20 protein-coding genes are annotated in these 20,311 nt (G+C 67.3%); 7 read left to right on the top strand and 13 right to left on the bottom strand.

Going from position 1 to position 20,311, the window contains the following annotated elements; genetic code table 11:
• The first annotated feature begins 14 nt into the window (after positions 1–14).
• Entirely contained in the window at positions 15–1,943 is a 1,929-nt protein-coding gene (gene mrdA, locus C2U31_RS03145) for a penicillin-binding protein 2 (protein ID WP_103271508.1), read from the top strand.
• Entirely contained in the window at positions 1,940–3,076 is a 1,137-nt protein-coding gene (gene rodA / locus C2U31_RS03140; protein WP_103271507.1) for a rod shape-determining protein RodA, read from the top strand. Before mrdA ends, rodA begins: the two co-directional genes overlap by 4 nt.
• 130 nt (positions 3,077–3,206) lie before the next feature.
• Here rodA and C2U31_RS03135 read toward each other — a convergent pair whose 3' ends face one another.
• The 7 genes from C2U31_RS03135 to argB form a co-directional block, all read right to left on the bottom strand.
• Positions 3,207–3,770: a DUF2975 domain-containing protein gene (locus tag C2U31_RS03135; RefSeq protein ID WP_103271506.1), complete on the bottom strand. Its 564-nt coding sequence runs from the start codon at positions 3,768–3,770 to the stop codon at positions 3,207–3,209.
• 726 nt (positions 3,771–4,496) lie between these two features.
• On the bottom strand, positions 4,497–5,522 hold the full coding sequence (locus C2U31_RS03125) for an IS110 family transposase (protein ID WP_103271115.1): 1,026 nt from the start codon (positions 5,520–5,522) through the stop codon (positions 4,497–4,499).
• 133 nt (positions 5,523–5,655) lie between these two features.
• Positions 5,656–6,708 (bottom strand): Ldh family oxidoreductase, encoded by a 1,053-nt coding sequence (locus C2U31_RS03120; RefSeq protein ID WP_103271504.1) that lies wholly within the window; start codon positions 6,706–6,708, stop codon positions 5,656–5,658.
• A gap of 12 nt (positions 6,709–6,720) precedes the next feature.
• Positions 6,721–8,208, bottom strand: coding sequence for a DASS family sodium-coupled anion symporter (locus C2U31_RS03115; protein WP_103271503.1), 1,488 nt, complete (start codon positions 8,206–8,208; stop codon positions 6,721–6,723).
• Between the two features lie 279 nt (positions 8,209–8,487).
• The gene (slmA, locus tag C2U31_RS03110) at positions 8,488–9,063 is read right to left on the bottom strand and encodes a nucleoid occlusion factor SlmA (protein ID WP_103271502.1); all 576 of its coding nucleotides are present in this window, start codon (positions 9,061–9,063) and stop codon (positions 8,488–8,490) included.
• A gap of 53 nt (positions 9,064–9,116) precedes the next feature.
• Positions 9,117–9,863: a pyrimidine 5'-nucleotidase gene (locus tag C2U31_RS03105; RefSeq protein WP_103271501.1), complete on the bottom strand. Its 747-nt coding sequence runs from the start codon at positions 9,861–9,863 to the stop codon at positions 9,117–9,119.
• A 133-nt stretch (positions 9,864–9,996) separates the two neighbouring features.
• Positions 9,997–10,899: an acetylglutamate kinase gene (gene argB, locus C2U31_RS03100; protein ID WP_006216311.1), complete on the bottom strand. Its 903-nt coding sequence runs from the start codon at positions 10,897–10,899 to the stop codon at positions 9,997–9,999.
• A gap of 312 nt (positions 10,900–11,211) precedes the next feature.
• On the opposite strand from argB, the gene C2U31_RS03095 reads away from it, so the two are divergent.
• Entirely contained in the window at positions 11,212–12,003 is a 792-nt protein-coding gene (locus C2U31_RS03095) for a MetQ/NlpA family ABC transporter substrate-binding protein (protein ID WP_103271500.1), read from the top strand.
• A gap of 83 nt (positions 12,004–12,086) precedes the next feature.
• On the opposite strand, the gene C2U31_RS03090 is transcribed toward C2U31_RS03095, so the two are convergent.
• The 4 genes from C2U31_RS03090 to C2U31_RS03075 form a co-directional block, all read right to left on the bottom strand.
• Positions 12,087–12,581 carry a peroxiredoxin gene (locus C2U31_RS03090; protein ID WP_103271499.1) on the bottom strand — a complete coding sequence of 165 codons (495 nt, stop codon included), beginning with the start codon at positions 12,579–12,581 and terminating at the stop codon, positions 12,087–12,089.
• 24 nt (positions 12,582–12,605) lie between these two features.
• Entirely contained in the window at positions 12,606–13,361 is a 756-nt protein-coding gene (locus tag C2U31_RS03085) for a BON domain-containing protein (RefSeq protein WP_103271498.1), read from the bottom strand.
• Positions 13,358–13,951: a phosphoheptose isomerase gene (locus C2U31_RS03080; protein ID WP_199770942.1), complete on the bottom strand. Its 594-nt coding sequence runs from the start codon at positions 13,949–13,951 to the stop codon at positions 13,358–13,360. Before C2U31_RS03080 ends, C2U31_RS03085 begins: the two co-directional genes overlap by 4 nt.
• A 98-nt stretch (positions 13,952–14,049) precedes the next feature.
• Complete coding sequence (locus tag C2U31_RS03075; protein WP_103271497.1) at positions 14,050–14,526, bottom strand: YraN family protein; 477 nt, start codon at positions 14,524–14,526, stop codon at positions 14,050–14,052.
• Between the two features lie 70 nt (positions 14,527–14,596).
• On the opposite strand from C2U31_RS03075, the gene rsmI reads away from it, so the two are divergent.
• Together rsmI and C2U31_RS03065 are read left to right on the top strand one after the other, a co-directional pair.
• Complete coding sequence (gene rsmI, locus C2U31_RS03070) at positions 14,597–15,535, top strand: 16S rRNA (cytidine(1402)-2'-O)-methyltransferase (protein WP_103271496.1); 939 nt, start codon at positions 14,597–14,599, stop codon at positions 15,533–15,535.
• A 23-nt stretch (positions 15,536–15,558) separates the two neighbouring features.
• On the top strand, positions 15,559–16,143 hold the full coding sequence (locus C2U31_RS03065; RefSeq protein WP_103271495.1) for a methylated-DNA--[protein]-cysteine S-methyltransferase: 585 nt from the start codon (positions 15,559–15,561) through the stop codon (positions 16,141–16,143).
• 81 nt (positions 16,144–16,224) lie between these two features.
• On the opposite strand, the gene C2U31_RS03060 is transcribed toward C2U31_RS03065, so the two are convergent.
• The gene (locus C2U31_RS03060; protein ID WP_103271494.1) at positions 16,225–17,175 is read right to left on the bottom strand and encodes a septal ring lytic transglycosylase RlpA family protein; all 951 of its coding nucleotides are present in this window, start codon (positions 17,173–17,175) and stop codon (positions 16,225–16,227) included.
• On the bottom strand, positions 17,172–18,044 hold the full coding sequence (gene rapZ / locus C2U31_RS03055) for an RNase adapter RapZ (protein WP_103276237.1): 873 nt from the start codon (positions 18,042–18,044) through the stop codon (positions 17,172–17,174). The genes C2U31_RS03060 and rapZ overlap by 4 nt, the downstream gene beginning before the upstream one ends.
• Positions 18,045–18,228: 184 nt before the next feature.
• Here rapZ and C2U31_RS03050 point away from each other — a divergent pair, with 184 nt between their 5' ends.
• Together C2U31_RS03050 and C2U31_RS03045 are read left to right on the top strand one after the other, a co-directional pair.
• A complete protein-coding gene (locus C2U31_RS03050; protein WP_103271493.1) occupies positions 18,229–18,990 on the top strand; it encodes a c-type cytochrome in 762 nt (253 codons plus the stop codon).
• Between the two features lie 10 nt (positions 18,991–19,000).
• The gene (locus C2U31_RS03045; RefSeq protein ID WP_103271492.1) at positions 19,001–20,281 is read left to right on the top strand and encodes a cytochrome c; all 1,281 of its coding nucleotides are present in this window, start codon (positions 19,001–19,003) and stop codon (positions 20,279–20,281) included.
• Positions 20,282–20,311 lie beyond the last annotated feature (30 nt).

Raw genomic sequence — 20,311 nt, 5'->3', positions numbered from 1 at the left:
GGCGGGCGCAATCGATGTTCGAGTTCAAGAAAACCGGCCAGCAGCAAAAGCAGCGCTTCCTGCTGCGCGCCTGGGTGGGCGGCGTGTTCGCGCTGCTGTGCTTCGGCGTGCTGATCGGCCGCTTCTGGTATCTGCAGGTGGATCGCTACGAGGGCCTGTCCGAACGCGCCGACCGCAACCGCATCGCGGTGGTGCCGATCCCGCCGCGCCGCGGCGAGATCCTGGACCGCAATGGCGAGGTGCTGGCGCGCAACTACCGCACCTACACGCTGGAAGTCGTGCCGGCCCACGCCGGCAATCTGACCGCCTTGTTCGAGCGGCTCAACGAAGTGGTGTACATCAGCCCGACCGACCAGCGCCGCTTCAAGCGCCGCGCGGCCGAGTCCAGCCGCTACGCCAGCCTGCAGCTGCGCAACAACCTGAATGAAACCGAGGCGGCCTGGTTCGCCGCCCATGCCTTCCAGTTTCCCGGCGTCGAACTGCGCGCCCGCTGGGTGCGCGAGTATCCGCAGGGCCTGTCGGCCGCCCACGTGGTTGGTTACATCGGCCGCATCGCCGACGGCGACATCGAGGATCTGGAGCGCGCCGGCCAGCTGGGCAACTACCGCGGCACCGACGTGATCGGCAAGAAGGGCATCGAGAAGACCTGGGAAGAAGCGCTGCATGGACGCACCGGCCTGGAAGAGGTCGAGGTGACGGCGGGCGGACGCCCCATGCGCACGCTGCGGCGCATCGACCCGGTGCCCGGCTCGGACATCATGCTGTCCATCGACATGGGCCTGCAGAAGGTGGCCGAACAGGCTTTCGAGGGGCAGCGCGGCGCGCTGGTGGCGCTGGATCCCGATACAGGCGAGGTGCTGGCCTTCGTGTCGCAGCCCTCGTTCGATCCCAATCTCTTCGTCGACGGCATCGACGTGGACAACTGGCGCATGCTGAACGAGTCGCCCGACCATCCGCTGATCAACCGCCCGCTGTACGGCACCTATCCTATCGGTTCGACCTACAAGCCCTTCGTCGGCCTGGCCGCGCTGGAACTGGGCAAGCGCCGCGCCACTGACCGCATTTCCGATCCCGGCTACTACGAGTTCGGCGGCCAGAAGTTCCGCAACGCCGGCGGCGCCGCCTATGGCATGACCGATATGCACAAGGCCATCGTGGTGTCGTCGGACACCTATTTCTATTCGCTGGGCCCCGAGATCGGCGTGAACGCGCTGCATGACTTCACCAAGCAGTTCGGCTTCGGCCAGATCACCGGCATCGACCTGGAAGGCGAGAAGCGCGGCGTGCTGCCGTCCACCGACTGGAAGCGCTCGGCCTACAAGGAAAAGGAACGCCAGCGCTGGTACGCGGGCGAGACCATCTCGGTCGCCGTGGGCCAGGGCTACAACTCGTTCACGCTGCTGCAGTTGGCGCAGGGCACATCGACACTGGCCAACGACGGCCTGTACCGCCGTCCGCACCTGGTGCACGCGGTGCGCGATCCGCGCACGGGCCAGGCCAAGCCCACCGATTCGGTGCCCGACTATCGCATCCCCCTGAAGCAGGCCAACGTCGACGTGATCAAGAACGCGATGGCCGACGTGGTGCGCGCCGGCACGGCGCGGCGCGCGTTCGCCAACGCGCCCTACCAGGCGGCCGGCAAGACCGGCACGGCGCAGGTGTTCAGCCTGCGAGGCGCGCGCTACCGCGCCAGCGCCATCGACGAGCGCCTGCGCGACCACGCCCTGTTCATGGGCTTCGCGCCGCTCGAGCACCCGCGCATCGCCGTGGCGCTGATCGTCGAGAACGCCGGCTGGGGCGCCAGCGTGGCCGCGCCGGTGGCGCGCAAGGTGTTCGACTACTGGCTGGCCAAGGAACGCCGGGACAAGATCGTGCGGCCGGACCGCGCCGATCCGCTGGCCTCGGTCGAGTCCATCGCCTCTGATGTGGTGCGCAAGCCATGAAGCGTTTCGGCCTGATCCTCCTGCGCGTGTTCACGGCCTTCGACTGGCCGCTGCTCGCCATCCTGCTGATGTTCGCGGCGCTGGGCCTGACGGTCATGCATTCGGCCGTGGGCGGCACCGACTGGCGCTTCGCCGACCAGTCGCGCAATTTCGTCATCGCCTTCTTCGCCATGTGGATCATGGCGTTGATCCCGCCCAAGTGGCTGATGAAGCTGGCGCTGCCATTCTATGTGGTGGGCGTGGTGCTGCTGCTGGGCGTGGAGTTCTTCGGCGAGACCAGCAAGGGCGCGACCCGTTGGCTCAACCTGGGCGTGACCCGCATCCAGCCGTCCGAGATGATGAAGATCGGCGTGCCCATGATGCTGGCCTGGTATTTCCAGCGCCACGAGGGCGCGGTGCGCATCCGCGACTTCCTGGCCGCGGCCGCCATGCTGGCCGCGCCGTTCGGCCTGATCGTGCTGCAGCCCGACCTGGGCACGGCGTTGCTGGTGTTCGGCGCTGGCTTCTTCGTGATCTATTTCGCCGGCCTGTCGTTCAAGCTGCTGATCCCGGCCTTGCTGGCCGGCATCATCGGCATCGGCACCCTGATCTACTACGAAGACCAGCTGTGCGAGCCGGACGTGAGCTGGGTGGTGCTGCACGACTACCAGAAGCACCGTGTCTGCACGCTGCTCAATCCCAGCTCCGATCCGCTGGGCAAGGGCTTCCACACCATCCAGTCCATGATCGCGGTGGGCTCGGGCGGCGTGTACGGCAAGGGCTACATGAAGGGCACGCAGACCCACCTGGACTTCATTCCCGAGCGCACCACCGACTTCATCTTCGCCGTCTACGCCGAGGAATTCGGCCTGTACGGCGGCATCGCCATCCTGGTGCTGTATGCGCTGCTGATGGCGCGCGGGCTGACCATCGCCTCGCGCGCCTCGTCGCAGTTCGGGCGATTGCTGGCGGGGGCGATGACCATGATGCTGTTCATCTACGTGTTCGTGAACGTGGGCATGGTCACGGGCATCCTGCCCGTGGTGGGCGTGCCGCTGCCCTTCATGAGCTACGGCGGGACGGCGCTGTTCACCATGGGCATCGCGTTCGGCATCATGATGAGCATCAGCCGGCATCGGTCGGTGAAGTCCTAGTGTGCCGTCCCGCAGATAGGCCCGCACGAAATCCAACCCTGGCCGCCATGGCATCGTTGCAAATCCTCGCGAACCCTTAGGGGTATCGCTGCGGTTTGCGCCTGGCCATGACGTCTATGGATGAATTTCGTCATACGAACGCTTCGTTTTCTTCCGCCAATGACCGGCCGTGGTTGATCATCGCCGCCATCACCCACAGCATCCCCGCGAACGTCAGCGTCAGCCAATGGCCCGAAGACGCAATGGAGAAGAGCACCTGCTGAAAATGTGGGGAAAGCGCCAGCGTGAGCAGGGCGTGACCGACCAGGGCGGTGGCCGCTGACAATGCGGCCCAGATGGAAAACTTGCGCAGGGCCCGAATGGCGGAGGCGGCGAAGAACTCCCCCCTGGCGAACCGCTTGAAGCACGCGCGGGCTGTCCACAAGCCGATAACAAGAAAGATCATGGGCAGGACGTTGAAGATGCCGAGAGTTGCCAGCATCCAGGCGGAGAGTGGTTCCTGGCCTGGCAGGGGCAGGCGCGACGGGACCGGGGCGCCGGTCAGGGCCGCGAGCCCGATGGCGAGCAAGGGCATGAGCGGTATCGCGCAGGCAATTGCCAGGCAGGCATAGCCCAGGATGAGGCTGAGTTTCCTGATGCGTGCGAGTTCCGGCTTGTGATCAGGCGGGGATGAGGGGGAGTGGATCGTCGACATATTTACCTCCAAGTGGGTAAAAGTATTGTTATGCATTAAATATTTTCTGTAAAACGATAAGTTTTGAGAAAAATGCTCGATCTACTCCAGGATTTTTGAGACTCACAGGCATCGCATGCGGTCCGTCGCCGGCGCCGCGCTGTCCGCCATGGGCATCGCGTTCGACACCATGATGGACATCAGCCGGCATTCGTCTGCCAGATACTCGCGAGGGCGGCGCCTGTGTTGGCCGCGGCGCCTAAGTCGCGCGGACTTCGTTCAATATCACCGCTCCTTTAAGGACACGATGAGCACGTCATCGACGGTCGGTTTCGAGTAGAGCAGGCGGATGAAAGGGTCGCATAGTGAGCGAACGACAGCTCGTGGGCGAACTGGGACAGTTTTATCCATGCGTGCGCCAGGCGTAAGAACCTCTGCCAGGAGGTTCGCGCCGAGGAAGCGCGCGTTTCCTCCTGGGGGCCCGATGATGAAAAATCTATGGTCAGCCCGATTTTTGCAAGCGAGGCGGTGTAGGCGTAAATTGGGCTTGCTCAAATCTATTCGGAGTCAGTTGGGGCTAGGCCCCCCGCTCCATGATGAGAGTCGCGCCCGGCAAACCTAAAAAGCCCCTCAGCATCGCGGTGCTGGATTTCATGTCAGGTTTCTTGCCAGGCCGTTGAGCCGTTTATGTCTTCACGTACTCGCGTCGCAAAACCAGGAAGTGACTGCGTAAAACGGTGATGAAGGTCAGGCTGGCGCTACAGTCTGCTCACTTCGGTAGTTCGTTCCATTGGCGAGGATGGCCCAGGCGATCCTCGCCAATTTATTGGCCAGCGCACAAGCGACCACGTTCGAGTGACGTCGGGCCTGCAGCTCGCGCACCCAGGCGCCTAGCCGGTCGGTTCGTCGCTCCACGTGTCGCATGATCGCGCGAGCGCCCTGTACCAACAATCGTCTAAGGTTCTTGTCGCCCCGTTTGCTGATGCCCAGGAGCGTGGGTTTGCCGCCCGTGCTGTACTGGCGAGGCACCAAGCCTACCGAAGCGGCGAACTGGCGCGCCGAACCAAATTGCCGCGCATCGCCCAGCTCAGTCATCAGCACGCTAGCAGTGATTGGCCCGATGCCGGGGATCTGAAGCAGCCGCTGGCTGCGTTCATCCTCGCGCAGCTGTAGACACAGCTCACGCTCAATCTGGCCTACCTGCTCATCCAGATACTGAAAGTGCGATCGCAGCCGCTCCAGCAGCGCGCCTAGTTGGGGCGGCAGCGCGTGTTCGGCCAGAACCGCTGGCAAGCGTCGCAGAATCGCCTGACCACGAGGCAGGCTGATGCCAAACTCCAGCAAAAAGGCGTGCACCTGGTTGATCACGCCCGTGCGCTGAGCGACCAGTGATTCACGCACCCGATGCAGGGCAGAGACGGTCTGCTGAGCCTGATTGCGCACGCTCACGAACCGCATGCTCGGGCGCGAGGCCGCCTCGCAGATCGCCTGGGCATCGGCGAAGTCATTCTTGTTGCCCTGTACGAAGGGGCGCACGAACTGGGGGGAAATGAGCTTGGCCTGGTGGCCCAGTTCTTCGATGCGGCGCGCCATCCAGTGCGCGCCGGCGCAGGCCTCCATCACCACTGTGCTGCGCGGTGTGTTGCCCAGTAACTTGAACAGATCCTGGCGCGAGCACTTCTTGCGAAACATCATCCTGCCGGCCGCGTCCTGCCCATGCAGATGGAAGCTGTGTTTGCCCAGATCGATGCCAATCAGCGTGACGGTGCTCATGAGAGGTCTCCCAAAAAGAACAATCCCCACTCAGCGTACCGCTTCGTGGGGATCGGGCTGACCATCTCATTAGCCCCCTTCCGCAATGGAAAGGGGGCTTCCTGTAAAACCCGCCAGGACGGGAACGAATGCGCTATCGAGGCAACGCGTCCGCCACGCCCAGATCCGTCGCCAGCTGCTTCATGCCGTCCCAGATACGCGCATCGAAGGTCAGCGAATCCGCGTTCAGCGCACGGTTGGCGGCTTCGTACTCGCCGGGATACTGCACCCGGTCCACGCCGGGTTGCGGCGGGCAGGCATGCAGGTAATCGATGAAGGCGCCGACTTCGAGCGAGCGCCAGTCGGTGTTGAAGTCGACCTGCGGGTTCAGCAGGATGGCGAACATGTTGTTGGTGGCCACGCCATTGCGCGGGTGTTCGGGCTGGATGGTGCCGCCGCCCGACAGCACGCCGGCCAGCAGCTCGGCCACCAGGCCCATGGCGTAGCCCTTGTGGCCGCCGAAGGGCAGCAGCGCGCCCGGCGGATCGGCGAACAGCGCGTTCGGATCGGTGGTGGGGTTGCCTTGGGCGTCGATCAGCGATCCCGGCGGCGCCTGCTCGCCCTTGGCCGCCAGCACGCGCGCCTTGTTGACGGCGATGGAGCTGGTGGCCATGTCCACGATGAAGGGCGGCCGCCCGCCGGGCAGCGGCCCGGCGAAGCACAGCGGATTGGTGGTCATGCAGGCCTGGGCGCCGCCGAACGGCGCCACGGTGGGCGCGCGGTTGATCACGTTGGTGAAGGCCAGCAGGATCAGCCCCTGCGCCGCCACCATTTCCCCGTAGTGGCCCATGCGGCCCAGGTGATGGCTGCGGCGCAGCGTCAGGATGCACTGGCCATGCTGCTGCGTGCGCTCGATGGCTTTTTCGATGACCACCTTGCCCACGTGCTGGCCCAGGCCGTTGTGGCCGTCATAGGCCAGCATGGCGCCACGGTCGTTGACCAGCTCGGGCCGGCCGTCGGCCTGCGCCAGCCCGTCGGCCAGCACGCGGCGGTAGTTGGTGAGAATGGACAGGCCGTGGCTGGTGTAGCCGACGCGGTCGGACTCCACCAGGTGATCGGCCACGTCCCGCGCGATGTCTTCCGGCACGCCCTGGGCGGCCAGCACGCGCCGCCCGTATTCCCGTGCCTGTTCAAGCGAGATTTTCATGCGCGCTTCTCCTTACAGCCAGCCCAGCCAGCGCCAGTAGGTCATGCCGAACAGCAGCATCAGCAGGTAGCCGACGATGGTGATGACGATGCCGACCTTGGCGAACTGGCGGGCGTTGAACGTTTCCGTGCCCAGGCACACCATGTTCTGCGGCGCGTTGATGGGCAGGATGAAGCCATAGCTGACCACGAAGCCCAGCAGCATGGTCATGCCCAGGCGGCTGAATTCGCCCGGCAGCGTGGCCAGCACCGAGATCAGGATGGGCAGCATGGCCGAGGTCAGCGCGGTGGCGCTGGCGAAACCCAGGTGGATGACGATCAGGAAGGCCGACAGGATGGCGAAGATCGCCAGCGGTCCGAGGTGGTCCAGGCCGGTGTGCGCGACCACCTGATTGCCCAGCCATTGGCCGGCCTGCGTGGTGAGCAGCGCGGTGCCCAGGCTGATGCCGACGCCGAACACGATCACGGTGCCCCACGGTATGCGCGACTGCACGTCTTTCCAGGTCATCACGCCGAAGCGCGGCAGCATCAGCAGCACCAGGCCGAAGTAGGTGGTGGAGGTGGTGTCGAACTTGTGCAGCTTGCCTTCGGTGGCCCAGAACAACAGCAGCAGCACGGACACGGCCATCAGGCGCTTCTGCGCGCCGGTCATGGGGCCGAGCTCACGCAGCGACTTCTCGACGGCTTCCTTGCCGCCGGCGATGCTGTTGCTTTCCGGCGGCAGCATCTTGAGCACCACGACGACCAGCACGGCCGACATGATCAGCGACCACGGGGCGCCGGCGATCAGCCAGTCGGACCAGGCCACGCGCTGGCCCAGCATCTTTTCCATGAAGCCGACCGTCAGCAGGTTCTGCGCGGCGGCGGTCTGGATGCCGACGTTCCAGATGCTGGTGGCCTGCGCCACGATGATCATGATGCCGGCGGCGATGTTCGAGCGCTTGTCCACGCCGAAGGCCGCGATCACGCCCATCATGATGGGCACCACCGCGGCGCTGCGCGCCGTGGCGCTGGGCACGACCAGGCTCAGCACGATGGTCACGGCGATCGCGCCGATCAGGATGCGGCGCGTGCTGGTGCCGACCTTGGACAGCGTGACCAGCGCGATGCGCCGGTCCAGTCCGGTGAAGGTCATGGCGGCGGCGATGAACAGCGCGCCGGTCACCAGCGCCAGCGCCGAATTGGCGAAGCCTGTCAGCGCCATGCTGATGGCGGCGGAGGTGCCGTACAGCGTCTGCGGATCCTTGATGGTCGGCGCGGTGCCGAGCAGGAAGGCCATCAGCGTCGTGATCATGATGGCGCTGGCTTCGTACGACACGGCTTCGGTGATCCACACGACCACGGCGAAGGCCAGGATGGCCAGCATGCGATGACCGGCGACCGGCAGGTCTGCCGGCAGGGGCATCAGCAGCACTGCGATCAGCGCGACAAAGCCGGCGATGAGTCCGATGGGGATCTTGGTTTTGTTTTGTGGGGCAGGGACGGCGGCTGGCGCGGTCATATCCATCTCCGGTTGAGGTCAAACTGACGACACGCCGCCCCGCGAGCACGGGATGAATCAATTCGGCATGTCGACGCTACAGTATGATCGTGACGGCATTCAGGAAAACCCGTATTGATGTGGGTCAAGCCACTTGGAAATCGCGCTTGTGGGAACCCACCCGCGGCATTATGCTCGTCGGCCCTGAAAAATCGCAAGCCCGGCAATGGGCTGCGCGCATGCGCGGCAAGCCGCGCGCGGCGGCCGTGAGCGTCAATCGGCAGGGTGTTTCGCGGACGCTCAGCCCAGCGCCAGGCGCAGCTGTTCGTCCAGGTGCAGCGTGGGCGCGACGCGCCAGCCGCTTTGCGCATAGCGCAGCCAGCGACCCAGCACCAGGTGCGTCAGCAGGCTGGCATGGGCGCTGATGTTGGCCTCGGGCGGCAGGCCGCCGTCGGTCACGGCGGTGCGCAGCGACTGTCGCAGCGAGGCCTCGATGCGGTCGTTGATGTGGTTGATGCGTTCCTGCAGCCGGTTGTCCTCGGTGACCAGCGCGTCGCCGGTCAGCACCCGGGTCATGCCCTTGTTGCGTTCGGAGAAGGTGAGCAGCATGGCCACGGTCTGGCGCGCCTGGGTCACGCCCAGCGGCTCGGCGGCGGCGATCTGGTTGACCAGCGTGAAGATGCTGGTCTCGATGAATTCGATCAGCCCCTCGAACATCTGCGCCTTGCTGGCGAAGTGGCGGTACAGCGCGGCCTCGGATACCGACAGGCGCGCGGCCAGCGCGGCCGTGGTGATGCGGGAGGCGTGCGGCTGCTCCAGCATTTCGGCCAGGGTCTGCAGTATCTGGGTCTTGCGTTCGCCGGGTTTGCTCGCCATGAAAGTGTCTGGTCCACGCAGGCTGACGGAAGGGTGGGGGGTAAGACCCGCCGCTATCCACGCAGGGGACGTCGGCGCAACAGCAAATCACTGACCGAGTTTACCCGCAAGTCGACGTAGGACGGCCGTTGCGAGCGGCCGCGTCCGAACGGCGTGCCGGGATGATAGACGTGAACCGTGCGCAGGCCGGCGCGGCGCGCGCCGCGCAGATTGGCCAGCGTGTCCTCGACCAGCACGGTGCGGCGGGGCGACGCGCCCTCGCGCGCCAGCACGTAGCGCAGCAGGGCCGGCGACGGCTTGGGGCGGAACTCGCCGTGCAGGCGCATGTGCTCGATGGCCCAGAGGCTGTCGAACTGGCGCAGGATGCCTAGTCGGCGCAGCACCGCGCGCGCGTACTCGAGCGGCGCGTTGGTCAGCAGCACCTTGCGTCCGGGCAGCTGGCGCAGCTTGTAGGCCAGCGCCTTCTCGGCGCGCACCAGCGGGTTCACGTCGAAGTCATGGCTGCGGTGCAGGAACTCGTGCGGGTCCACGCCATGATGGCGCACCAGGCCGATCATGGTGGCGCCGTAGCGCTTCCAGTACTTGCGGCGCAGGTGGTTGGCCGTGTCGATGTCCACGCCCAGCGTCTCGGCCACGGCCATGGTCATGCCGTGGTCGATGCGCGGGAAGATCGCGTGCGACGTGTCGTGCAGCGTGTTGTCCAGGTCGAACAGCCACAACAGCCCGTCGTCGTGCGCGGCGGTCCTGCGGGACCGCCGCACGCGCACCGCGGGCCGCTGCAATTGGCGCAGGCTTCGCATCAGTTGCCCATGGCGCTACGCACCGTCCAAACTGAGGCTATTCGGCCCCGACAGGGGCTGCGCGGAGCCGGCTTTGCCGGTCCGCAGCAGCGCCCCCTTGAGGGGGAAGCGCGCAGCGCTTCGGGGGTGGGCATCAATGCGAGCTGATCATCGTGCCGACGCCTTGGTCCGTGAGGATTTCCAGCAGCAGGCAGTGCGGCACGCGGCCGTCGACGATGTGGACCGAGTTCACGCCGTTCTTGGCGGCGTCCAGCGCCGACGAGATCTTGGGCAGCATGCCGCCCGAGATGGTGCCGTCGGCGAACAGCTCGTCGATGGTCTGGGCCGACAGGCTGCGCAGCAGCTTGCCCGCCTTGTCCAGCACGCCCGGGGTGTTGGTCAGCATCAGCAGCTTCTCGGCGCCCAGCACTTCGGCCATCTTGCCGGCGACCACGTCGGCGTTGATGTTGTAGGCGGTGCCGTCCTCGCCATAGCCGATGGGGGAGATGACCGGGATGAACTGGTCGTCCTGCAGCGCCTTGACCACGGCCGGCTCGACCAGCGTGATGTCGCCGACGAAGCCGATATCGATGGGTTCGGCGGGGTTGTCCTTGTTGGCCATCAGCTTCTTCTGGGCCTGGATCAGTCCGCCGTCCTTGCCGGTCAGGCCCACGGCCTTGCCGCCGACTTCGTTGATCATCATGACGATGTCCTGCTGGACCTGACCGCCCAGCACCCATTCGACGACTTCCATGGTCTCGGCGTCGGTGACGCGCATGCCCTGGATGAAGGTGCCCTGCTTGCCGATGCGGCGCAGCGCGTCATCGATCTGCGGACCGCCGCCGTGGACCACCACGGGGTTCAGGCCGACCAGCTTGAGCAGCACCACGTCGTGCGCGAAGCTGCGCTGCAACCGCTCTTCCGTCATGGCGTTGCCGCCGTACTTCACCACGATGGTCTTGCCGTGAAATCGTCGGATGTACGGCAAGGCCTCGGACAGCACGGCGGCTTTGACGGCGGGAGACGAGACGGCAGCAGGGTCGGGGGTGTCGGTCATGGCAGCTAAGTCGGTAAATAGATGATTGAAAAAGCGTGGGTCATGAGAGGGGAAAGCCTTCGCTTCCTGGGAGGCGGCGGCATGAAAATGCCTGCGCGATAAGGCACGGGAACCGCGCCAGCGCAAGCATACGACGGATTGTAGTACCCGCTGCCGGCTTATATCCAAAACCCATGTTCATATGCCCGACAAATAACCGGCATTCAGGTAAATTGGGGGCGTTTTCACAACGGCGCTGTCCTCCACGAGAGGGCGGACCTCCAACCGGCCGGGCATCAGCCCCCGATTTCCTACCTATAAGAGAGGCAATACATGCGTTTGAACTTCGTCCGGTCGGCCCTGGCGGCCTCGGCTTTCTTCCTGGCGGCCGCAGGCGCCGCCCATGCTGAAAAAATCGTGGTGGGCGCGACCCAGGTGCCGCATGCCGAAATCCTGGAGGTGGTGAAGCCGCAGCTGGCCAAGGAAGGCGTGGAACTGGACATCAAGGTGTTCAGCGACTACGTGCAGCCCAACCTGCAACTGAACGACAAGCAGCTCGACGCCAACTTCTTCCAGCACAAGCCTTACCTGGAGTCGTTCAACAAGGACCGCAAGGCCACGCTGGTGCCGGTGGCCCTGGTGCACGTCGAGCCCTTCGGCGGTTACTCCAAGAAGATCAAGAACGTCTCCGAACTCAAGGACGGCGCCACGATCGCCATCCCGAACGATCCGTCCAACGGCGGCCGCGCCCTGGTGCTGCTGCAGAAGCAGGGCCTGGTCAAGCTGAAGGATCCGTCCAACATCCTGGCGACCGCCGCCGACGTGATCGAGAACCCCAAGAAGCTGAAGTTCCGCGAGCTGGAAGCCGCGATGCTGCCGCGTTCGCTGGACGACGTGGACCTGGCGCTGATCAACACCAACTACGCGCTGGAAGCCGGCCTGGTCCCGACCAAGGATGCGCTGTTCATCGAAGGCTCCGACTCGCCCTACGCCAACGTGCTGGTGACCCGCGCCGACAACAAGGACGCGCCGGCCATCAAGAAGCTGGTCAACGCCCTGCACACGCCCGAGGTGAAGAAGTTCATCCAGGAAAAGTACAAGGGCGCCGTGGTGCCGGCGTTCTAAGCCGGGCGAGCTTTTCCAGCCAGACAAAAGAAAACCGCTCTACTGAGCGGTTTTTCTTTGGGGGGACCGGGATCGAATGCGGTTCAGCCCGCGGCCAGCGCCTTTTCCACGGTGGCGTGGAATTCGGCCACGTCGTATTCGCCCAGGTAGCGCTTGATGATGCGGCCCTGCTTGTCGATCAGGAAGGCCGTGGGCGTCAGGCGGATGTCGCCGAAGGCGCGGGCGATGTCGCCCTTGGTGTCCAGCGCCACCGGGAAGGGCAGCTTGCGGGTCTCGGCGAAGTTCAGCACGAAGTTGGGCGGATCGTAGTTCATCGCGACCGCGATGGCTTCGTAGCCCTTGGCCGCGTACTCGTTGTAGGCCGAGATGGTTTCCGGCATCTGCTTGACGCAGGTGACGCAGCTGGTCGCCCAGAACTTCACCAGCACGACCTTGCCGCGCAGGTCCTGCATGGAGAAGGACTTGCCCTCCAGCGTGGTGAATCGCACGTCCGGCGCGGTCTGCGCCGGGCGCAGCAGGAACCAGCCGCCGATGCCGGCGGCCACCAGGAGGGTCAGGGCTAGAAGGGCTTTTTTCATCGCTGGGCCGCGTGGAGTAGAGCGTTACTTGATCGGTATGGCCTGCACGCCGCTGCTGCCGCCGCCGGAGGCGTTGCCGTCGCCCTGGGCGCCGGCGCTGCTTTCGATCGGCGCCTTGGCGTCGGCGGAGGAGCCGGACTGCGAGGACTTGGATCCGCTGCTGGACAGCCGCACGGCTTCCTCGCGGCTGATGGTCTCGAACAGTTTAACAACCTTGGCCACGCCGCCCACGTCGGCCGCCGCGTTGGCGGCGTAGTCGCCCTCGGCCTGGGTCAGCTTGCCCATCAGGTACACCACGCTGTGGTCGGTGGTGACGGCGATGGTGCCCGACGGCACGTACTTGGTGTTGATCAGGGCCGTCTTGACCTTGGAGGTCAGCCAGGTGTCGTTCGAGCGCACGCCCAGCGAGGCGATCGGGCCCACGGTCAGCTGGTTCACCACCTGCTTGACGTTCTCGACGCCGCGGGCCATGGCGGTGGCCTGGTTCTTGGCCTCGTCGGTGGGCACGTCGCCGGTCAGCAGCAGGATGCCGCCATAGGCCATGGCGTTGACCCGCGCGGTCTCGCCCAGCTTCTGGGAAATCTGGTGCTGCGCCTTGAAGGCCATGTTCTGGTCTTCGAGCTGGGTGCCCGACGTGCGGCGGTCGGTCACGACCACCGCCGTGGTGGCGGCGGCGCCGCCGACGATCAGGGGCGCGCAGGCCGACAGCGACAGGGCGGCGGTCGAGAGCAAGGCGGCGAGCAGCAGCGGGCGGGCCGCGGTCCTGGCGTCAGAAATCATTCGGTGTCTCCTAGCAGAAGAGCGTCAATGCCGTCACAAAGGGCGTGCAGCAGCAAGATGTGGACTTCCTGGATGCGCATCGTGCGATCACTGGGCACGCATAGATGGACGTCCATGGGCGTAATGAGTTCCCCCATGACGCCGCCGCCCTTGCCGGTCAGGGCCAGCACATGCATTTCCCGGGCGCTGGCCGCTTCCATGGCGCGCACCACGTTGGGCGAGTTGCCGCTGGTGGAAATGGCCACCAGCACGTCGCCGGGCTGGCCCAGCGCGTTGACCTGGCGCTCGTAGATCTCGTCGAAGCCGTAGTCGTTGCCGACCGCCGTCATGATCGAGGTGTCGGTATTCAGCGCGATGCCGGCCAGGGGCAGGCGTTCGCGCTCGAAGCGGCCCACCAGTTCGGCGACGAAATGTTGCGCGTCGGCGGCCGAGCCGCCATTGCCGCAAGCCAGAATCCTGCCATTGTTCGCCAGGGCGCCAAACAGCACGTCCACCGCCACCGCCAGCGGTTCGGCCAGCTCGTTCATGCTTTGCTCGAGCGTGGCCGCGGCATCGCGAAAGTGCGACGTCATACGAGAGGTCATATCCATGGGCGCGATTATCTCATGGGGCCGTGACGCCGGCCTGACCAGGCGTAACGGCTTTTCGCCTTGTCGTAACCGGCCTGTCGCCGGGCGCGCCGGACCGTTCAGCTCGCGACCAGGAAGGCATCGCGCAGCCACCGGGCAACGCCGGATTCGAAGGCGACCACGTCGAAGCGCGCGGCCGGCGGGACGCCGCGCCAGTGGCGGGCGGCCAGGCGCGGCAGCCAGTACGCGGCCGCCTGGGCCAGCCGCCGCTGCTTGGCCGCGCCGATGCTGGCCGCCGCGCCGCCGAAGCGCGCGTCGCGGCGGGCGCGAACCTCGACGAAGACCAGCACCGCGCCGTCGCGCATGGCCAGGTCGATCTCGCCGTGACGGCAGGCCAGGTTGCGCGCCAGCAGGACCAGGCCGCGCGCCTGCAGCAGGCGCAGCGCGGCGTCCTCGTGGGCGTCGCCGACGCGCTGGGTGGGCGAGCGGCGCGGCGCGGGGGCGGGCTTGCGCGCCGTCGCGCTCCGTTTGCGCCGGGCGCGGCGCCGCGCGGCCTGCGCGAGCACCAGGGCCAGGGGCAGGATCTCGTCGTTCATGCGGGCTCCAGGGCGGAAGGGATGCGCCAGGCGGCTACACTGGCATGGTTTTCCGCCTGAGCTGCCCGCAATGAATCAAAATGTCTCACCCGCCGCCGGCGATGCCTGGAGCCGGGTCGCCGAGAGCGTCGCCGGCCAGCATTGGCCCGCCGCGACGCTGTATGTGGTGGCCACGCCCATCGGCAACCTGGGCGACCTGGGCCTGCGGGCCTGGCATGCCCTGCAGCGCGCGGACGTGATCGCCGCCGAGGACACCCGGGCCAGCCGCAAGCTGCTGGACGCCTGGGGCGTGGGCACGCCACTCATGGCCGCCCATCGGCACAACGAAGCCTCGGCCGCGCAGGCGATCTGCGAGCGCCTGGCCCAGGGCCAGCGCGTGGCGCTGGTGTCCGACGCCGGAGCGCCGGCCGTCAGCGATCCGGGCGCGCGCGTGGTCCGCGCCGTGCGCGAGGCCGGCTACGCGGTGGTGCCGGTGCCTGGCCCCAGCGCGGTCATCGCGGCCCTGATGGGCAGCGGCGTCACATCCGACGAGAATCCCGCCTTCGCCTTCGCCGGTTTCGCGCCGCCCAAGGCGGCCGCGCGCCAGCGCTGGCTGCGCACCTGGTGCGCGCTGCCGGCGCCGGTGGTGATGTTCGAGTCGCCGCACCGGCTGGCCGCCACGCTGGCGGACCTGCTGGAGGTCTGCGGCCCGGCGCGCAAGCTGACCGTGGCGCGCGAGTTGACCAAGCGCTTCGAGGAAATCGCCACCTTCGCGCTGGGCGAGGGCGCGGCCTGGCTGGCCGCCGACCCGCACCGCGAGCAGGGCGAGTTCGTGCTGATCGTGCACGCCGACGAGGCCGCAGAAGACGAGGGCGAGGTCGACGCGCGCGCCGACGCGCTGCTCGACGCCTTGTTGGAAACCCTGTCCGTGCGCGACGCGGCCAAGGTGGCGGCCAAGGTCACGGGCCTGCCCAAGGACGCGCTGTACAGCCGGGCGCTGCGCAAGACGGCCGCCGGCGACGGGCAGTAGGCGGGATAGAGGGAGTCATTGGCATGGTCTATGCAACGGTCGCGTCCGGCAAGCACGGCGACCCCGACGAACAGCTGGTCTACCGGGACATGCCCACGCCGCTGGGCGAGATGCGCCTGGTCGCCAGCGCCAAGGGCCTGCGCGGGGCATGGTTCACCGACCAGGCGCTGCTGCCTTCGTCCGAAGGCTGGCTGCGCGACGAATCGAATCCGATCCTGGAACAGGGACGGCGCGAGCTGGAGGAGTGGTTCGCCAAGGACCGGCGCGCTTTCGAGGTGGCGCTGGATCCGGTCGGCACGCCGTTCCAGCATGAAGTCTGGCGCGCGCTGTGCGCGCTGGATTTCGGCGTGCTGACGAGCTACGGCGAACTGGCGCGGACCGTGGGCCGGCCCAAGGGCGCGCAGGCCATCGGCGGCGCGGTGGGCCGAAATCCGCTGATCATCATCATTCCCTGTCACCGCGTGATCGGCAGCGATACCTCGTTGACCGGTTTTGGCGGCGGGCTGCCGCGCAAGCAGGCGCTGTTGGCGCACGAGGGCAATCTGTACGTGAGCCGCAGCCCCAGGGCGCGCCGCGTCTGCGACGGGCAGGCCGAACTGCCCTGGTAGCGCCGGGCGTCGCGTGGCCTGACGGCTTTTTGGGATCGTCGAGGATGACGGGCGCGACGCGCGCCCGCCGGACCGCCGCGCCTACTGGGCGGCGATGCTGGGCAGGATGCCGATGCGATCCGACACCTGCTGCACGGCGTTCAGCGCGCTCTGGCGGTCGGGGTAGGGGCCGATCTTGACGCGGTACAGGTTGTTGGCCTGCTCCATCATGGCGGGCGGCGCGCCTTCCGCGCTCAGCTGCGCATTGATGCGGCTGACCAGCGTCTGCGCATTGGCCGGCTGGCTGAACGCGCCCACCTGCAGATAGACGTTGCCGATGCCGCCGGCGGGCGCCGGGCGTGCCGGCTGCGGCGTGGCCGGCAGCGCCACCGGCGTCAGCGCGACCGGGGCGGCGGCGACCGGCTCGGCCACCGGCTGCGAGCCCGTGGCGGACGACGGTTGCGGCGGCGGGGCGGCGGGGCCATGCGAGGCCAGACGCCGGATTTCCTCCGCGCCGATGCTCTCCACCACTACCTGGCCGCTGCCCGGGCCGATGATGCCCAGCTTGTAGGCCGCCACGTAGGACAGGTCCATGATGCGGTCGCTGTGGAACGGGCCGCGATCGTTGACGCGCACGATCACGGTGCGGCCGTTGACCAGGCTGGTCACCCGGGCGTAGCTGGGCACCGGCAGCGTGGTGTGGGCCGCCGTCATGGCGTACATGTCGTAGGGCTCGCCGATCGACGTGGAGTTGCCGTGGAATTTCTTGCCGTACCAGGACGCGATGCCCTGCTTGCGATAGGGCTGGCCGGTGGTGTCGGGCACGTAGCGCTGGCCGAACACCACGTAGGGCCGGTTCGCGCCGCTGGCGTAGGGCTCGATGCGCGGCACCGCGTCGGGCACCTGGTCCAGGTTGGACGGCGGATTCGCGTCGGGACCGTCGTCCTTGTAATAGCCACCGCCCTTTTTTCGTCCCCCGGTGGAAGAGCAGCCGGCCACGGCGATGGCCAGCAGCAACATCATGATCAGGTGGAGCGGGCGGTTCAGGGTCATGCGGACTCGTCCGGAAGCTGGTTGCGGTGGCGCACGAGCAGCGGGTCGTGGTCGGCGAAGCGCTTGGCCAGTTGTTCGACCACGTAGACCGAGCGGTGCTGGCCGCCGGTACAGCCGATGGCCACGGTCAGGTAGTTGCGCGTGTCCTGCGTGTATTGCGGCAGCCAGCGCTTGATGAAGCCGGCGATGTCATCGACCATCTGGCCGACCTGGTCGAAGCCGGCCAGCCATTGGGCCACGGGCTCGTCGCGGCCCGTCAGCGGGCGCAGGTCGCGGTCGTAATAGGGGTTGGGCAGGCAGCGCACGTCGAACACCAGGTCGGCGTCCCTTGGCACGCCGCGCTTGTAGGCGAAGGACTCGAACGTCAGCACCAGCGGCGCCACGTCGGCCTGGATCAGGTCGCGGATCCAGGCGCGCAGCTGGCCGGGCGTCAGGTCCGAGGTGTCGATCACGTGTTCCTGCTCGCGCAGCGGCGCCAGCAGCTCGCGTTCCTCGGCGATGCACTCGGCCAGCGACGGCGCGGTGCCGCCGCGCTTGAGGCGGTCGGTAAGAGGGTGGCGGCGGCGCGACTCGGAGTAGCGCTGCACCAGCGTGATGGTGCTGGCATCCAGGAAGATCACGCGCAGGCTGGTGCCCATGGCGCGCAGCGCGGTGACCACGTCGGGCAGTTCGGCCAGTTCGCCGGGCGAGCGCACGTCGATGGCGACCGCCACGCGCTCCAGGCCGCTGTCGCGGGCGTTGGCGATGAACTCGGCCAGGAACCGCACCGGCAGGTTGTCGACGCAGGTATAGCTGGCGTCTTCGAGCATCCGCAGGGCCACGGACTTGCCGGAGCCGGAAATGCCGGTGACGAGGACGACTTTCAACATGGACATGATTTTGGCATGCTTTTCGAGGGCGATGCCGGCGCAATGGCATCTGCTATGGCCGTAAACTCGGAATCTGCGCCTGTACCCCGACTGATCCCGTGGCGTAAGCTCCGGGGCAGGATACCCGATCGATTCATTCACGTGCCCCGCCGGCAGGCGTCCCCGGGGTTGGAACTCGACCTAGATGTTAGCCTTCATTTCTTCCTGTAGTGTGGCATCACCGCGGTTCTGGGTAAAAACATGCCTGTCGGCGGCCGCCGCTGTTGGTTTGGCCACAGCGTTGGGCACCGCGCCAGCGGCGGCGCAGGGGCCGGTCCTGAAGCCGGACACCATGGCCGCGCGCGTCGCCGCCTGTACCGCCTGCCACGGCGAGCAGGGCCGCGCCGGGTCCGATGGCTACTATCCGCGCCTGGCCGGCAAGCCCCAGGAGTACCTCTACCACCAGCTGCTGAACTTCCGCGACGACCGGCGGCAGTACCGGCCCATGTCGCATCTGCTGGCCGGCCTGCCCGACGACTACCTGCGCGAGATCGCGGCCTATTTCGCCGACCAGCACGTGCCGTATCCGGCGGCGGTGCGCCCCGAGGTTTCCACCGCGATCCTGGAGGCAGGCCGCAAGCTTGCCCAGGACGGCGACGCCGCTCGCGGCCTGCCGGCATGCGCCGCCTGCCACGGCGCCTCGCTGGGCGGGCTATTGCCGGGCGTGCCCGGCCTGCTGGGCCTGCCGCGCGACTACATCGGCGCCCAGATCGGCAGCTGGAAGAACGGGCTGCGGCGCGCGGCCGAGCCCGACTGCATGGCGGACGTGGCCGCCAAGTTGACGCCGGCGGACATCAGCGCGCTGGCGGCCTGGCTGTCGTCGCGGCCGGTGCCCGCGTCCTACGCCGCCGAACCGGCGGATTCGCTCAAGCTGCCCGCCGAGTGCGGCAGCCAGGTGCGGCGTTGAGGGGGCGGCCATGAAGCACATCAAACGCGCCCTTGCGGTCCTGGTCCTGCTGATCGTGGCGGCGGCGGGCACGCTGTACTGGATGGGCACGCGCGAGGACGCCGGCGGCGGTCCGCCCGCCAGCGGCGACGCGGCCAGCCTGGCCGAGCGCGGCCGCTACCTGGCGCTGGCGGGCAACTGCATGGCCTGCCACACCAGCCGGGGCGGCAAGCCCTATGCCGGCGGCACGCCGGTGCCCACGCCGTTCGGCGTGGTCTACGGTCCCAACCTCACGCCGGATCCGCAGACCGGCATCGGCGCCTGGAGCGCGGATGACTTCTGGCGCGCGCTGCACAACGGCAAGTCGCGCGACGGCACGCTGCTGTATCCGGCCTTTCCCTACACCGAGTACACACGCATGACGCGCGCCGACGCCGACGCGCTGTATGCCTTCCTGCGCACGGTGGAACCGGTCAACCAGCCCAATCGCCCCGCTGAAATGGAGTTCCCCTACAACCAGCGCGCGTTGCTGGCGTTCTGGCGGGCGCTGTACTTCAAGCCGGGCACGCTGCAATCCGACGCCGGCCAGTCGGCGCCCTGGAACCGAGGCCGCTATCTGGTCGAGGGGCCGGGCCATTGCGCGGCCTGCCATACGCCGCGCAACAGCCTGGGCGCCACGCGCGCGGCCGAGCCGCTGGCCGGCGGCGTGATTCCGGTGCTGGATTGGTACGCGCCGCCGTTGACCAACGACCTGAGCGTCGGCATGGGCCGCTGGCAGGCCACGGACATCGCGGCGCTGCTCAAGACCGGCATCGCCGCGCATTCCACCGCCACGGGGCCGATGGCCGAGGTGGTGAGGGGCAGCACGCAGTACCTGAGCGATGACGATGCGCTGGCGATCGGCGTCTACCTGAAGACCTTGCCCGCCACGCCGGCGGCCACGCAGCGCCAGGCCGCGTCGGCCTCGCCCGCCTTGATGGATATCGGCGGCAAGATCTACCGCCAGCAGTGCGTGCAATGCCATCAGGCGGCGGGCGAGGGCGCAGGTTCGGCCTGGCCCGCGCTGGCCGGCAATCCCGGCGTGACCGCGCCGTCGCCCGTCAATGCCATCCGCATGGTGCTCGACGGCGGTTACGCGCCGGCCACGGCGGCCAATCCCCGGCCTCACGGCATGCCGCCGTTCGGGCAACTGCTGAACGACAACGACATCGCCGCGCTGGTGACTTATATCCGCAACAGCTGGGGCAACGAGGCGGGCGGCGTCACGCCGCTGGAGGTCAAGCGCGCGCGCGACGCGTCCACGCGCAATTGAAGTCGGCGCGCCTGGAGTCCGGGGGCCGTC

It is taken from the genome of Achromobacter sp. AONIH1, assembly GCF_002902905.1.
GTDB lineage: Bacteria > Pseudomonadota > Gammaproteobacteria > Burkholderiales > Burkholderiaceae_B > Achromobacter.
The sequence above is the reverse complement of the archived record's forward strand: the minus strand, read 5'-3'. Positions and strand labels throughout refer to the sequence as shown.